Source organism: Flavobacterium saliperosum, from assembly GCF_900100625.1.
Taxonomy (GTDB): domain Bacteria; phylum Bacteroidota; class Bacteroidia; order Flavobacteriales; family Flavobacteriaceae; genus Flavobacterium; species Flavobacterium saliperosum.
Genome location: NZ_FMTY01000001.1, coordinates 39,095 through 52,691, shown reverse-complemented (window position 1 = coordinate 52,691; position 13,597 = coordinate 39,095). Strand labels below are relative to the sequence as shown.

The 13,597-nt window shown below is 40.2% G+C and carries 15 protein-coding genes; 8 read left to right on the top strand and 7 right to left on the bottom strand.

Annotation, left to right across the window (positions count from 1 at the left end):
• The first annotated feature begins 44 nt into the window (after nucleotides 1-44).
• From BLQ05_RS00280 to BLQ05_RS00265, 4 genes are all read left to right on the top strand, one after another.
• Complete coding sequence (locus tag BLQ05_RS00280; protein ID WP_023575152.1) at nucleotides 45-2,459, top strand: heavy metal translocating P-type ATPase; 2,415 nt, start codon at nucleotides 45-47, stop codon at nucleotides 2,457-2,459.
• Nucleotides 2,460-2,554: 95 nt separating this feature from the next.
• Nucleotides 2,555-2,776, top strand: a complete 222-nt coding sequence (locus BLQ05_RS00275; RefSeq protein WP_023575151.1) for a heavy-metal-associated domain-containing protein — start codon at nucleotides 2,555-2,557, stop codon at nucleotides 2,774-2,776.
• 3 nt (nucleotides 2,777-2,779) lie between these two features.
• Nucleotides 2,780-3,250 (top strand): DUF3347 domain-containing protein, encoded by a 471-nt coding sequence (locus BLQ05_RS00270; RefSeq protein WP_023575150.1) that lies wholly within the window; start codon nucleotides 2,780-2,782, stop codon nucleotides 3,248-3,250.
• A gap of 11 nt (nucleotides 3,251-3,261) precedes the next feature.
• Nucleotides 3,262-5,448: a multicopper oxidase domain-containing protein gene (locus BLQ05_RS00265; RefSeq protein ID WP_023575149.1), complete on the top strand. Its 2,187-nt coding sequence runs from the start codon at nucleotides 3,262-3,264 to the stop codon at nucleotides 5,446-5,448.
• A gap of 49 nt (nucleotides 5,449-5,497) precedes the next feature.
• Here BLQ05_RS00265 and BLQ05_RS00260 read toward each other — a convergent pair whose 3' ends face one another.
• The 5 genes from BLQ05_RS00260 to BLQ05_RS00240 form a co-directional block, all read right to left on the bottom strand.
• Complete coding sequence (locus tag BLQ05_RS00260) at nucleotides 5,498-5,887, bottom strand: response regulator (RefSeq protein ID WP_035653752.1); 390 nt, start codon at nucleotides 5,885-5,887, stop codon at nucleotides 5,498-5,500.
• Entirely contained in the window at nucleotides 5,877-7,301 is a 1,425-nt protein-coding gene (locus BLQ05_RS00255; protein ID WP_023575147.1) for a sensor histidine kinase, read from the bottom strand. The genes BLQ05_RS00260 and BLQ05_RS00255 overlap by 11 nt, the downstream gene beginning before the upstream one ends.
• A gap of 118 nt (nucleotides 7,302-7,419) precedes the next feature.
• Nucleotides 7,420-8,259, bottom strand: coding sequence for a VOC family protein (locus tag BLQ05_RS00250; RefSeq protein WP_023575146.1), 840 nt, complete (start codon nucleotides 8,257-8,259; stop codon nucleotides 7,420-7,422).
• Between the two features lie 15 nt (nucleotides 8,260-8,274).
• On the bottom strand, nucleotides 8,275-8,682 hold the full coding sequence (locus BLQ05_RS00245) for a VOC family protein (RefSeq protein WP_023575145.1): 408 nt from the start codon (nucleotides 8,680-8,682) through the stop codon (nucleotides 8,275-8,277).
• Nucleotides 8,683-8,699: 17 nt separating this feature from the next.
• On the bottom strand, nucleotides 8,700-9,125 hold the full coding sequence (locus tag BLQ05_RS00240) for an SRPBCC family protein (RefSeq protein ID WP_023575144.1): 426 nt from the start codon (nucleotides 9,123-9,125) through the stop codon (nucleotides 8,700-8,702).
• 106 nt (nucleotides 9,126-9,231) lie between these two features.
• On the opposite strand from BLQ05_RS00240, the gene BLQ05_RS00235 reads away from it, so the two are divergent.
• The 3 genes from BLQ05_RS00235 to BLQ05_RS00225 are packed head-to-tail and all read left to right on the top strand — an operon-like array spanning nucleotide 9,232 to nucleotide 11,243.
• Complete coding sequence (locus BLQ05_RS00235; protein WP_023575143.1) at nucleotides 9,232-9,807, top strand: pseudouridine synthase; 576 nt, start codon at nucleotides 9,232-9,234, stop codon at nucleotides 9,805-9,807.
• Nucleotides 9,808-9,809: 2 nt separating this feature from the next.
• The gene (locus tag BLQ05_RS00230) at nucleotides 9,810-10,265 is read left to right on the top strand and encodes a tRNA (cytidine(34)-2'-O)-methyltransferase (RefSeq protein ID WP_023575142.1); all 456 of its coding nucleotides are present in this window, start codon (nucleotides 9,810-9,812) and stop codon (nucleotides 10,263-10,265) included.
• Between the two features lie 9 nt (nucleotides 10,266-10,274).
• The gene (locus BLQ05_RS00225; RefSeq protein WP_035653750.1) at nucleotides 10,275-11,243 is read left to right on the top strand and encodes an acyltransferase family protein; all 969 of its coding nucleotides are present in this window, start codon (nucleotides 10,275-10,277) and stop codon (nucleotides 11,241-11,243) included.
• A 54-nt stretch (nucleotides 11,244-11,297) separates the two neighbouring features.
• Here the strand turns inward: BLQ05_RS00225 and BLQ05_RS00220 are convergent, their stop codons facing one another.
• Nucleotides 11,298-12,107 carry a DUF5602 domain-containing protein gene (locus tag BLQ05_RS00220; protein WP_143000885.1) on the bottom strand — a complete coding sequence of 270 codons (810 nt, stop codon included), beginning with the start codon at nucleotides 12,105-12,107 and terminating at the stop codon, nucleotides 11,298-11,300.
• 213 nt (nucleotides 12,108-12,320) lie between these two features.
• Here BLQ05_RS00220 and BLQ05_RS00215 point away from each other — a divergent pair, with 213 nt between their 5' ends.
• Nucleotides 12,321-12,746 (top strand): VOC family protein, encoded by a 426-nt coding sequence (locus BLQ05_RS00215; protein ID WP_023575139.1) that lies wholly within the window; start codon nucleotides 12,321-12,323, stop codon nucleotides 12,744-12,746.
• A 44-nt stretch (nucleotides 12,747-12,790) separates the two neighbouring features.
• Here BLQ05_RS00215 and BLQ05_RS00210 read toward each other — a convergent pair whose 3' ends face one another.
• Nucleotides 12,791-13,564 carry a dienelactone hydrolase family protein gene (locus tag BLQ05_RS00210; protein ID WP_023575138.1) on the bottom strand — a complete coding sequence of 258 codons (774 nt, stop codon included), beginning with the start codon at nucleotides 13,562-13,564 and terminating at the stop codon, nucleotides 12,791-12,793.
• Nucleotides 13,565-13,597: the final 33 nt, after the last annotated feature.

Sequence of the window (13,597 nt, the reverse complement as noted above, 5' to 3'; positions counted from 1 at the left end):
CTTGTTATCTGACGGAACTTTGTATCATCAAACAATAAGAGATTATGGAAACGAATTCTAAAATACTTACCATCCCTCTCGAAGGTGTACATAGCGAACATTGCGCGCTCATTGTGGATGATACTCTTGCCAAAACCGATGGCGTTGTAACACACAAGGTGGAACTCAACAACCAACAGGCAAAAATAGAGGTAGATCCCAAACAATTTAAATTAGCTCAACTCACCAGTACAATTCGTGATTTGGGTTATGACATTACGACGGTGAAAAAAAGTTTTCCGGTAGAAGGCATGACTTGTGCTTCCTGTGCCGTGAGTGTGGAAAGCATTCTTTCTTTTGAAGAAGGGATTATTTCCTCGGTAGTAAATTATGCCAACGCTACCGCAACAGTCGAATATGTTCCCGGAATTGCCAAACCTGAAAATTTCAAAAAAGCGATTCAAAGTATCGGTTACGATTTAATTATTACCGAATCGGAAAGCCAGGAGGATGAAATCGCCGAACGGCACAACGAACAGTTTACCGCTTTAAAGAGAAGAACCATTGCCGCAGCCGTGTTTACCTTACCGGTTTTTGTCATCGGAATGTTTTTTATGGACATGCCTTATGGAAATTGGATCATGTGGGTATTTTCCACTCCGGTTTTGTTTTGGTTCGGAAAAAGTTTTTTCATCAACGCCTGTAAACAGCTGAAACACCGCAAAGCCAATATGGATACCCTAGTGGCGCTAAGTACGGGTATTGCCTATCTTTTCAGTGTATTCAATACGTTGAATCCTGAGTTTTGGCATAGCCGGGGATTGCATGCTCACGTGTATTTTGAAGCGGCAACGGTGGTAATTACCTTTATCCTTCTCGGAAAAGTATTGGAAGAACGCGCCAAAGGAAATACAGCATCGGCCATCAAAAAACTGGTGGGATTACAACCTAAAACCGTAATCCGATTAATGAAAGACGGACAACAGGAAGAAGTGAAAATCAGTTCCGTGATTTTGGGCGACGTGCTTTTAGCGAAACCCGGTGAAAAAATCGCGGTAGACGGAAAGGTACTGTCGGGAAGTTCTTTTGTAGATGAAAGCATGATTTCCGGTGAACCCATTCCGGTAGCCAAAAACCCCAACGATACCGTTTTTGCCGGAACCATCAATCAGAAAGGAAGTTTGCAGTATACGGCTCAAAAAATAGGTTCGGAAACCTTGTTAGCCCAAATCATCACCATGGTTCAAAATGCGCAGGGCAGTAAGGCGCCGGTTCAGAAACTGGTCGATAAAATTGCCGGAATCTTTGTGCCAATCGTATTGGTAATTTCAATCCTGACGTTATTGGTTTGGGTAATTTTTGGGGGCGAAAACGGCTTAACTCACGGATTGCTGGCTATGGTTACGGTTTTGGTAATCGCTTGTCCGTGTGCTTTGGGATTGGCCACACCAACCGCCATAATGGTTGGAGTAGGGAAAGGTGCCGAAAAAGGAATTCTGATAAAAGACGCCGAAAGTCTCGAACTTGCAAAAAAAGTAGACACCGTTATTTTTGACAAAACCGGAACAATCACCGAAGGAAAACCTTCTGTTGTAGCTTCGTTATGGAAAGAGGCGCAGCCCAATCATATCGCAGCTTTGTATTCCATCGAATTGCAATCGGAACACCCATTGGCGGAAGCGGTTGTCGCTCAGTATTCGGGAACCATGCCGCAACCGGTTTCGGATTTTGAAAGTATCACCGGATTCGGGGTGAAAGCCACTATTGACGGCGAAATTTATTTTGTGGGCAATAAACGTTTATTAAACGAGAACACTATTACCATAGACACGCATTATGCCGAGTTTATTGCGAAGCACGCCGAATTGGCGCACACGTTATTGTATTTTGCCAAAGGAAATACTCTTTTAGCGATATTGGCTGTAGCCGATAAAATTAAGGAAACGTCGATTGCTGCAGTTTCGGAACTCCAAAAACAAGGTATTGAAGTCATTATGCTTACCGGTGATAATGAGGAAACGGCCGCTTCGGTAGCCAAAACCGTGGGATTGAACCGATTCAAAGCAAGTGTGTTACCCGAAGATAAATTGGCTTTCATCAAAACCTTGCAATCGGAAGGGAAAATCGTAGCGATGGTTGGTGACGGAATCAATGACAGCGCGGCTTTGGCTCAGGCTAATGTGAGTATAGCTATGGGGAAAGGATCAGATATAGCGATGGATGTGGCGCACATGACCATTATTTCGTCGGATTTAATGAAAGTACCGCAGGCCATTCTGCTTTCCAAACAAACGGTGGCGACCATCAAACAAAATTTGTTCTGGGCATTCATTTATAATGTCATCGGAATCCCGATTGCTGCCGGCATCCTGTATCCCGTTAACGGATTTTTACTGAGTCCGATGATTGCCGGTGCAGCGATGGCATTGAGTTCTGTAAGTGTAGTAGGTAACAGCTTGCGTCTGAAGCTCAAAAAATAACTGTAAATGTTACAAAACCTGAATGTAATAGTGTAACAACAACGCTGCAAAGAAATCCGAAATTTGTATAACAATAATCATTAAAACATACGACAATGAAAACAAAGCAATTCAAAACCAATATAAACTGTTCAGGCTGTGTGGCCAAAGTAACGCCTGTTTTAAATCCGTTGTTAGGGGAAAATCAATGGGAAGTCAATACGACTCACAAAGACAAAATTTTAACCGTTGCATTAGAAAATCTGGATGAAAAATCACTGGTAGAACAGGTTAAAAGCGCCGGATTTAAAATCGAATCATTAACGCAAAATCAATAAACGATGAAAACATTTTTTTTAATAGTGCTGAGTTGGGTCGGACTGATGTCGGCTCAGGCACAAAACAAAGATTGGAATCAATTGCTAAACGATTATCTGAAACTTGAAGATGCTTTGGTAGCTTCAAACCCAGACGAAGCCAAAGAGGCCATAGCAAAAATGCAAAAGGAAGTGAAACAATTACAGCCTGACGCAGCGGGTAAAGCGCACCAAAAAGAGTTGAAATTTTTGACGGCTTATCTCGAGGTAGCCGGTAAAGCCACTTCCTTGGAGGATATCAGAACCCGATTTGAAAAAATATCCGGATCCATGATTGCTCTGGCGGAACAGAAAGTATTTGGTGCCGAAGCCTTGTATGTTATGTATTGTCCAATGAAAAAAACCAGTTGGCTCGACGACACCAAAGACGTTAAGAATCCCTATTATGGCAAAGCGATGCTGACTTGCGGAAGCGTTAAGAAAACGATTAACTAAAAAGAAGAATCATGAAAAGGTTATTTCTGTTACTGTTTTTGGCGTATTTTCCATTTAGTGCAATCGGACAAACGGTAAAACGCTACGATTTGCACATCAAGGATACGTTGGTAAACTTCACCGGAAAAACGAAACCCGGAATAGCCATTAACGGTCAGATTCCCGCTCCTACATTGGAATTTACCGAAGGAGATATTGCCGAAATTCACGTGCACAATCACATGCATCATGAAACGTCGTTGCATTGGCACGGACTGATTTTGCCCAACGAAATGGACGGTGTACCTTATTTAACAACGGCGCCCATCAAGCCTCATTCGGAAGCAGTGTATCGGTTTCCGATAGTGCAAAACGGAACGTATTGGTACCATTCGCATACGATGTTGCAGGAACAGATTGGAATGTACGGCGCTTTTATCATTCATAAAAAAGAACCTTCTGTTGTTAAAGAGAAAGTCGTTTTGTTAAGTGACTGGAGTGATGAAAATCCGAATCAGATTGAACGTTCCCTGCATCAGGCGACCGATTGGTATGCGATAAAAAAAGGCGCTACTCAAAATTATGTTCAGGCCATTAAAGAAGGTCATTTTTCCACCAAGTTGGAAAACGAATGGAAGCGTATGATGGCGATGGATGTTAGTGATGTCTATTACGAAAAGTTCCTGATGAACGGCCGACTTTCCGATGCGGTTTCCGATTTGAATCCCGGAGAGAAAATTCGCTTGCGGGTCATTAACGGCAGTGCCTCCACCTATTTTTGGTTGCAGTTTTCCGGTGGGAAAATGGAAGTGGTTGCCAGTGACGGTGCCGATGTAAAACCAGTTTCGGTTGACCGTTTGATAGTAGGGGTTTCCGAATCGTATGATATTTTGATTACGATACCCGAAAAAGGAAGCTATGAATTTTCAGCCACTTCCGAAGACCGAACTGGTTCCGTATCGCTTTGGCTAGGCAATGGAGATAAAAAACCGATGCAGCCGATGGAACGTCTCAAGTATTTCGAAGGCATGAAAATGATGAACGACATGATGACCGTTGGCGGAAAAATGAACGATATGGGCATGAACATGAGTCTGCAACAAATGGACATGAATGCTGTAATGTATCCGGAAATGACAGAAATAGCTCCGGAAAAAGAGGCTTCTTCAGAACATCAGCATCATGGTGATATGGAAATGGGAGATGAAGAAAAAGTGACTTTAAATTACAATATGCTGCAATCGGTAACCAAATCAACATTACCGGATGTGCCTTTTCGCGAATTTACGTTTGAATTAACCGGAAACATGAACCGCTACGTTTGGACGATGGACAACAAAACCATATCCGAAACCGATAAAATCCTGATTAAGAAAGGTGAAAACATTCGTATTGTGCTGAAAAACAATTCGATGATGCGCCATCCGATGCACTTGCACGGTCATTTTTTCAGAATCGTAAACCAATTTGGCGACTATTCGCCATTAAAAAACGTAATGGATATCATGCCAATGGAAACCAATGTAATCGAGTTCCATGCTTCGGAAGATTATGGCGATTGGTATTTTCATTGTCATATTCTGTACCACATGATGTCGGGTATGGGTAAAATTTTCAGTTATGAAAACTCTCCGGTAAACCCGGAATTGGGTGATCCGAAAAAAGCATTGAAAAAAGTATATGCCGACGACCGCCGTTTCTTTTTAGGAGCCGAAATCGGAATCGAAAGCAACAGCAGTGATGGGGAAATCCGTTACAGTAATACACGATGGATGCTGCAAGGCGAATGGCATGCCGGATTTAAAAAAGAATATGGGTATGAAAACGAACTTCGTGCCGGACGTTTTCTAGGTAAAAATCAATTTTTGATGCCCTATGTGGGTTGGGATTTCCGATACCGACCGGGAGGAGAAGCCGAAACCAATCTATTCAATCAGGCCAGTACCAAAGACAAGCGAAGTGTGTTTTCCTTAGGATTGCAATACACGCTGCCTTGGTTTGTTGTAACCGATGCCCGTGTTGATACCGATGGAAAAATCAGGGTATTGTTTTCCCGTGATGATATTCCGGTAACCGAACGCCTGCGTTTGCGTGGGATGTGGAATACGGATAAGGAATGGTCGGTAGGAGCGAAATACATCCTTACGAAATATTGGGCCCTTTCCACACATTACGACAGTGATATGCTTTGGGGAGCGGGAGTCACTTTTCAGTATTAAATGATATAACTGTTTGAAAATTGATTTTAATATTTCTTCTAAAATTCAATTAGTCATGAAAAATAATTTTCTTAAATTCTTTAACCGGGAATGGTTTTCCTAATAGACGTTGCACATAAGTATTGTTTTCGGCCCGTTGAATATCTTCGGAATCCAAGGTGGAGGAAAGCATGAAGATTTGCGTTTTTCTCTTGAATGTATCCGGTAGTTTTTCATATTCGGAAAGGAATTCAAAGCCATCCATTTCGGGCATTCGTATGTCCAAAAGAATAATTAACGGATCGTCGAGGCCAATTTCGTGGTCGTGAAGCCATTGCATTCCTTCTTTACCGTTATTAGCAATGATTATCTCGGTCAAATCAAAATTTTTCTTCAATAGCTGCGTGGTGACCAATTGATCAATCACATTGTCTTCGATTAGTAAAAAATTAAATTCCATACAATTTGGGTAGGTTTACTGTAAACGTGCTTCCTTCATTGATTTTTGTGCTTACCGAAATGCTGCCGTTAAGGTTTTCAGCCGCTTCTTTGGCAATGTAAAGACCTAATCCGGAACCCACATTATTATTGGTGACAAAAAACATCTCGAAAATTTTATTTTTGAATTCGTCTTTGATTCCGATACCGTTGTCATTGACTTCAATCGTATAAAAACCGTTTGCTTCATCGGTTTTAATCACAATGTGTTTTTCTTTCTTTTTATTGTCGGAATATTTTATAGCATTGGAAATCAGGTTGTTTAAAATGATTTTCAATCGCAGACTGTCACTGTGAATCTCATTCACGGCAATATTTTTTTTAATGACGATATTGTCGGCATCCTTAAGATGTTGGTGCTGGCTAATGGCATCGTCAATGAGTTTATCCAGGCTAACCATTTCAACAACCAATTGTTTTCTTTTGTTCCTTGAATAATCGATAATATCACTTATGAATTGGTCTTGTTTGGTCAGACTTTCATGCATCAGCCGCATGTATTCTTTTATTTGGGCCAAATCATTTTCATCCTGTGCGATTTCAATTAGACCTTTCAAAGATGTTATGGGCGACCGTAAATCATGGGAAGCGCTGTATACAAATTTGTCAAGTTCACTGTTAGCGATGGTCAGATTCTCATTATGAACCTCAACCTCTTTTTTGGAAAGCATGAGTTTCTTAATCATTGCAGAATGATAAAACGTCAATGAACTGATAATAATCAGGATAAAGAAAATATTGGTGTAGATGAGGTAAGCCTCAATTTTTCGGGTTCCATCGCTCAGGGTGTTGGAATAATTTCTTTGGACTTTGGAAAGCACATCACTCACACGACTGATTTGGGAAAGGATTATTTCTCTTTCCTGTGAATTTAACCCCGAAGTTTTAATTTTCTGATGGGCTTCATTTCCGATAACTTCCAATTGGTTGATTAGTCTGTCTCCTTTTTCCCATTCGTCTACCGCTTTTTTGAAAAAGGATACCGTATGAAATTTTTTGAACAACAAAATCATGCCATCCAGATCTTTTTCGTTATTTCCACCTGCTCGTAAGCCTTCTTTTATGATGGTTTCATCACCATTGTTCAGTAATGCCTCTCTTGCAATACCATCTCCTTTCGGAATTTTCAATTCTTCCTGAAACAATTCCCAAAGTTTTTCATCCTGAGTGTAGAGATAGGCCGTCAGGTGGCGAACAGCTTCTTTCTGTCCTTTGGAATAATGGGATTCTCCGTTAATGTAGGCTCTGTTTACCGATAAAATTTTAATCGTATAGTAATTTATTACAATCAAAGAGGCACATGATAATAACACGATAAGTAAAAGAGCGAAAACATTGGACAACTTTAATTTCTCAATAATTCCCCTCTTGTTCATATTGTTTCAATTAAAAGTGGATAGTATAACTCTCCTAAGTTAATGATTTTTTTTAAAAAGAAATAGCAAAGTAGGAATTTTATGATTTGGTGTGATTGTTTACGGTTGCAATTGATTTTTAAGCCTTTAGTAATGTATCAATGTTAAACTTTTTCATTTGCATAAAGGCCTGAACAACTCGTGGTGCTTTTTCGGAATCGTTCATTAATTCGGTAAGGATTTCAGGAATAATCTGCCAGGAAACACCGTATTTGTCTTTAAGCCAGCCACACCTGCTTTCTTCTCCGCCGTCGGTTAATTTGCCCCAGAAGTAGTCAATTTCCTGTTGATTTTCACATTCAACTACGAAGGAAAGGGCTTCATTAAAACCAAAACCTTTCGCAAGACCGCTGTCCATAGCCATAAATACATTGTTATTGAGACGGAACTGTGCGTGTTTTACCGTTCCTGCCACATCATGATCGTCTTCGGTATATCGCAAAATGCCCACGATGTCTGAATTTTTAAATACCGATGTATAGAAACTGATGGCTTCTTCTGCTTTTCCGTGTACGTTTTCGGTAAACATCAGCGTAGGGGTGAATTTCTGCCCAACAGCTGTCATTTTGCCAAACGATAATTGCCAGTTTACTCCATATTTATCCTGAACCCAGCCGTATTTTTCACTCCATTCGTATTTGTCCAACGCCATTAAAATTGAACCTTCTTTTGAAAGGATGTCCCATGCCGCGTCAATTTCCGCTTCGGTTTCACAAACTACAAAAAAGGAGGCGGAAGGATTCATCTGAAATTGAGGGCCGCCATTCAGACACATGAATTTTTGCCCGGATGATGCGAAAGTAACCACCATGGGGTTCTCGGTCGTAATTTTCGAATCTTTGAAAACGGAGCAGTAAAATTCGGCAGCTTCTTTGGCTTTTCCGTCAAACCAAAGACACGGGTAAATTGGATTTTTCATGTGACTTTTTTGTTTTTACTGTTGCGGAAATTTGCTCACGTCCATATAAAAAACTTCCCAACAGTGTCCGTCTAAATCCTCAAAACTTCGTTGCTGCATGAAACCGTAATCTTTGGCGTCCGAATATTCGTTACCTCCGGCAGCAAGCACTTTGGTCATCATTTCGTTCATTTTGGCAACGCTTTCCAACGAAAGGGAATTGATAACAGCTGTTGTTTTGGTAGTGTCGGCTATTTGTTTTGTGATGAACTGTTTAAACTTGTCGTGTGTAAGCAACATTACGAATATCTCGTCACTGATTATCATGCAGGCTGCGGTTTCATCCGTAAACTGCGGATTGTTGGTAAACCCGATGTGGGCATAAAAAGCCATCGCTTTTGCAAGGTCTTTTACCGGAAGATTGATGAAAATTTGTGATTTCATATCGAATGGATTTGTTGTTAAACGGTTTCCGTATATTTTTTGAAGTTGTTCAGTATCGCCTGCCAGCCATTTTGTTGTAATTCCAAGGAGTTTTCGTTTTCCGGATCAAAGGTTTCGGTTACTACAGTTGTATCGTCATTTGCATCGAAACGGATTTCTACTTTTCTCCCATCGTCAAGGAAATATTCGATCAATTCGTTGTTTTTAACCGTAGTGTACGTGCCTTCGAAATCAAATCCGAAACTTCCGTCTTTGGCTTCCATCCGGTAATTGAATTTTCCGTTCGGTCGTAAATCGTTGATTGCTTTTGGAGTATGCCAATCGTCGGAGGCATAGTTCCAATGGATGATGTGTTCGGGGTTTGTCCAGCATTTCCACACTTTATCCAAAGGGGCATTTATGGTAGCTTTAACGGTAATGGGTGTTTTTGTTGTAGTTGTCATTTTCTTTTTGTTGTAGTTAAATAGTTGCCAAAAGTGCAAACATAAAATTACGATACTTTTGCCAAGCGATAAAGTAAAAATGTATTTTTACACAAAAAAGCAGCCAATGCATCGTCATTTCTTACTTCACAAGCCGCATGGTTATTTAAGTCAGTTCATTTATGAAAAGAAGCGGCACAAGAAGTTGTTGGGAGAGTTGTATGCTTTTCCTGAAAACACTATGGCGATAGGACGTTTGGATGAGGATTCGGAAGGGTTGTTGTTACTCACTACGGATGGCATGATGAGTGAAATCGTCCGAAGCAAAACGGTGGAAAAAGAGTATTTTGCCCAAGTGGACGGCATCGTAACGGAAGAAGCGATTGCTCAATTGAAAAAGGGTGTGGAGATTGGTTTTAAAGGCATCCGATACACCACAAAAAAATGTGAAGCCAAAATGATTACCACGTTGCCGGATTGCATCGGAGAGGGCAGACGCATTCGCGATGAACGGCATGGTCCCACGAGTTGGCTTTCCGTCACGTTAACCGAAGGCAAATTTCGTCAGGTGCGCAAAATGACTGCAGCGGTGGGCCTGCCAACTTTGCGTCTTGTTCGCGTTAGGGTGGGAACGATTAATTTACAGAATTTAAAAGCAGGGGACGTTTTAGAAGTTCCTGATTTTCAGATAACCGAATACTAAATATGTTAAATATTGTTTTAGTGGAACCGGAAATTCCAAATAATACCGGAAATATTGGCCGTTTGTGTGTAGGAACCGAAAGCCGTCTGCATCTGATTCATCCCTTTGGGTTTGAAATTACGGATAAGAACCTGAAACGTTCCGGACTGGATTATTGGGTGCATCTGGACTGGCATCAATATCAGAATGTAGCCGAATGGAAAGCGCAGATACCTGATTTATCACGCGTTTTTCTGATGAGTTCCCACGCCGAAAAGTCGTATCTTGAAACCGACTTTCAGGACGGCGACTGGCTGGTTTTCGGAAAAGAAAGTGTAGGATTGAGTGATGCCGTGTTGCGTCAATTCGAAAATCACCTTACCATTCCAATGTCGGATAAAATCAGAAGTTACAATATCGCCAACTCCGTTGCCTTTGTAATCGGTGAAGCGAAACGTCAAATCGGGTTAAAAAAATAAGAATATTGTATGGCAAGTCGCAATCCGGGCATCGATGTATTAAAACTAGGTTTGGCCTTTCTGATTGTGGCGTTGCATATTTTTCCGGTTTCGGGAATGAAGGGGTTTCAGGGACTCATATCCTATGAAATCGCCAACGGAATTACTAGAATAGCGGTGCCGACTTTCTTCATCATTTCGGGTTATTTTCTTCGTAATAAACTGGAGGATACAACCTATCTCCTGAAATATGCGAAACGTATTTTGGTACTGTATTTCGTATGGCAACTGATTTATCTGCCGGATCTGATTCGGTTTTACCGTTTGGGGCGCTTCACCACTTCAGATGCGATTCTAAAACTCATTTTCGGATATTGGCATTTGTGGTACCTTTTGGCTACAGTAGGTGCCGTGGTACTTTTGTATTGTTTCAGAGCGATTTCCGTCCGAAATAAATTTGTATCGTTTTGTTTCTTATTCCTTCTCGGATACTTTTACCAACTCTTACACAAAACGGGTATTTTAAATGATTTTCCGGCAAGTAAATTACTTTATGACGGCATGGGAACCACGCGCAATTTTCTTTTTATGGGGTATCCTTTTTTGCTGCTCGGTACTTTATACGAGTATTGGAAAACTACCGTTTCTAAAATCCGTGTTCTGCTGTTGCCTTTTGTGGCGTTTTTGCTTTTGGAATCCTACGGCTATTACACTTTAAAAATTGGCGCTTTGGATTTTTACATCATGATTATACCTGTTAGCATGCTACTGTTTGCTTTAGCTGCCGAAAGCCAATCGAAATCCGAACTTCAAATCAGTCCGACTTTTTCTTTAGGAATTTATTTGTGTCATCCTTATGCCATTCGTTTGGTTTACGAATACTTACCGCAACGATCACTGGAATTCATAGCGCTGAAGTATGTTTTGATATGTTTTTTAGCCATTTTGTTTTGGTTTCTTATAGCTCGTATAAACAAAAAACTGCCTTATTTTTTCTGAAAAGGATATAAGAAATCCTGTAAAAGGAGCGGGCGGCTTTCACAGGATTTCAGTTTAACGACGGATAAAATTTGTTAAGTAAACGGTATATTGGTCATTTTTGTTGAGTGTTATAGTGTATTCTTTCGGATACGGTTTATTTACCTGGTAATAAAGAGGTTGTGAAATATTGTTTTTTGTTTCTACCCCTGATTTTACTAATGCGAAAGTCGCTATCGGATTCATAAAAACTATTTTACCTTCGTAAGTTCCATAAGTCAAGGTGTGTGAAAGAGGCGAATAGTTTTTCGGATCCCCGAGAAGCCAATGTCTTCCTGTTTCAGCATATGATCCGATATCTTTTATCATAGGGAAATAATCTGCCGGCATATAATTTTTTGGAGGATAGGTACTGAAATGTACATCTGTTTCTTCAGACCATGCAGGAATTGTTAACCTGTCGCCTAGCGGAATGGTATAAAAATAAAAATTGAAATGGGCTTCTTTGAAGTTTTCAATGTTTGAGAAGCCTTCCGGATTCCAAGTGATGACAATATGATAAAACGGCGTGGTTTCTGTTGCAATTTCAGGTAAAGGAATTATTACCGGATCCTTGAAACCCGAGTCTTTTGGAAGATTGTTAAGAACTTCCGGAGTCATTTCGATACCTATTTCCAAAGGGGTATTATCGTCTATGATACGTATCCAGGAAAAAGCATATCCATTCCCCATTACAACTTTAGGACCAACGAAGGTCGCTATCCTGTTGTTTTCATCTCCAATATCCGAAACAAGGATACTTTTGTCGGAATTATCATTTATAAATTCATCCTTATTACATGAAAAAAAAATAAATAGAAGACCGACCATGAGAATTTTTCCCAATAGGTTACTTTTTTTCATAATCATTTATAATTAAATTAGTGGTGTAGGAAGGGGAAAAATGTTTTTGGAAACTTTAGTATACAAAGTTACGTTTTAATTGTAATCAATTGATTTTAATGATGTTAAAAATAATAAAATCAAAATTCATGAAGCATAATAATTCATGCTGTTACTTTTTTCGTTTATATTTGTTTATTAACCAATAAAAAAAATATGGCAACAGTACATCCTTATTTAACGTTCAATGGAACTTGTGAAGAGGCGTTTAATTTTTACAAATCCGTTTTTGGCGGCGAATTTCCTTATGCCGGAAAATTTAACGACATGCCTTCAGAATACCCGATTGCTGAATCGGAGAAAAACAAAATCATGCACATTTCATTACCCATCGGGAATACTGTTTTAATGGGGAGCGATGCGGTCGAAGGTTTTGGCGGTATTCCGAAAATCGGGGATAATTTTTCGGTTTCCATTAATACCGACAGTGAAGAGGAAGCCATGCGAATCTTTAACGCACTTTCAGCAGGCGGAAAAGTCACCATGCCTTTGGATAAAACATTTTGGGGTGCTTTGTTTGGAATGTTCACGGATAAATTCGGAATCAACTGGATGGTCAATTACGATTACGAACAAAAATAAATTTTTCAATTATACGATAAAAGGCCCGATACTTCGGGTCTTTATTATTTAAAAAGTTCATTAAAAAAATCCTTCATGGCTCTCCACGAACGTTTGTCGGCTTTCTCGTTATAGGCTACGCCTTTACTTTTATCATTTCCGGCATCTTTATGGGTGAAGGCATGAACGGCATCGGCATAATACACCATTTGCCAATCCGCTTTGGAAGTACGCATTTCCTCCTGAAAGGCTTTTATTTCGGTTTCCGGAACATAAAAATCATCGGCACCGTGAAGCACCAGTACTTTTGGTTTTATTGGTTCGATGGATCTTGCGGCATCCCGTCCTAAACCACCGTGAAAAGAGACGACACCCTTAACATTAAAATTACCTCTGGCGGCTTCCAAAGCACCACTGCCACCAAAACAATAGCCAATCACAGCAATCTCATTGGGGTTGGCTCCCGATTTTATTAGTTGGTCTAAAGCGAGTTGAATCCGTTTTTGATATTCTTTATAGTTGTTTTTAAAGTAACCTGCTTTTTGTCCTGCTTCCTGTGTATTTACCGGTCTGTTACCAACACCATAGATATCGGCTACGAAAACATAATAACCCAACTTGGAAAGTTCCTGAGCACTTTCTTTGGAATGTGCATCAATACCCATCCAGGCAGGAAGTATCAAAACACCTGCTTTTTTCGGATTTGCTTTTTTCGGATTTGCTGCAAGGCCTTCTAATTTCTGATTGCCGTCAGTATAAGGTACTGTTTTAAATTGCGATTGTGCTGTCATTATCGATAAGCTACTAACAATTACTGCAAAAAAATAGTTCGTTTTCATAACTTGAATTTTTGAAGCCTAAAGTTACGAAGA